Here is a 1,021-nt window from a genome sequence, read left to right on the forward strand (position 1 = left end):
CCTTCGAGGCGATGATGGCATCCTCACCGCGTTACCAAGGAAAGCCGCTCCGACGGATAGCTATGACTTCAAAACGCAACGTCCTTTTCATCATGTGCGACCAGCTGCGGTTCGATTATCTGAGCTGCGCCGGACACAAGAGCCTGAAGACGCCGAACATCGACCGGCTAGCCGGCCGCGGCGTCCGCTTCACCAACGCCTATGTGCAATCGACGGTGTGCGGTCCCTCGCGCATGAGCGCCTATAGCGGCCGCTATGTCCGCTCGCATGGCTCGACCCATAACGGCGTGCCACTGAGGGTCGGCGAGCCGACGCTGGGCGATCACCTGCGCGAGGTCGGCGTGCGCACGGCGCTGATCGGCAAGACGCATATGACAGCCGACGAGGAAGGCATGGAGCGGCTTGGCATCGCCCGGGATTCGATCATCGGCGTGCGCGTCGCGGAATGCGGCTTCGAGCCGTTCGAGCGCGACGACGGCCTGCACCCCTCGACCAGCTACGACCCCGATCCGGCCTACGACACCTACCTGCGCGAGCACGGCTTCAACGCCGAAAACCCCTGGGAGCATTGGGCGAATTCCGGCGAGGGCGAGAACGGCGAGAACTTCAACGGCTGGCTCCTCGTCCACGCCGACAAGCCGGCGCGCATTCCCGAGGAACATTCCGAGACGCCTTACATGACTCGCCGCGCCATGCGCTTCATCGAGGAGGCCGAAGCCAAGGGCGAGGCCTGGTGCGCGCATCTCTCCTACATCAAACCGCACTGGCCCTATATCGTGCCGGCGCCTTACCACGATATGTATGGCAAGGCGGATATCCAGCCGCCGGTCCGCAGCGAGGCGGAGCGCATCTCGCCAAATCCGATTTTCGAGGCCTTCCAGCAGGAGCGCTACTCAAAGAACCTCTCGCGCGACGAGGTCCGCGAGACGGTCATCCCCTGCTACATGGGCCTGATCAAGCAGATCGACGACCAGCTCGGCCATTTGTTCGACTTCATGGAGAAGCGCGGCCTGTTCGGGAA

The 1,021-nt window shown here is 63.5% G+C and carries 1 protein-coding gene; it reads left to right on the top strand.

The window, feature by feature from the left end:
* Window positions 1-62: 62 nt before the first annotated feature.
* A partial coding sequence (locus EOA29_RS37720; RefSeq protein WP_145970096.1) for a sulfatase-like hydrolase/transferase occupies window positions 63-1,021 on the top strand: 959 nt, incomplete at its 3' end.

Origin of the sequence: Mesorhizobium sp. M1E.F.Ca.ET.063.01.1.1 (assembly GCF_003998155.1) — a bacterium.
Lineage (GTDB): Bacteria > Pseudomonadota > Alphaproteobacteria > Rhizobiales > Rhizobiaceae > Mesorhizobium.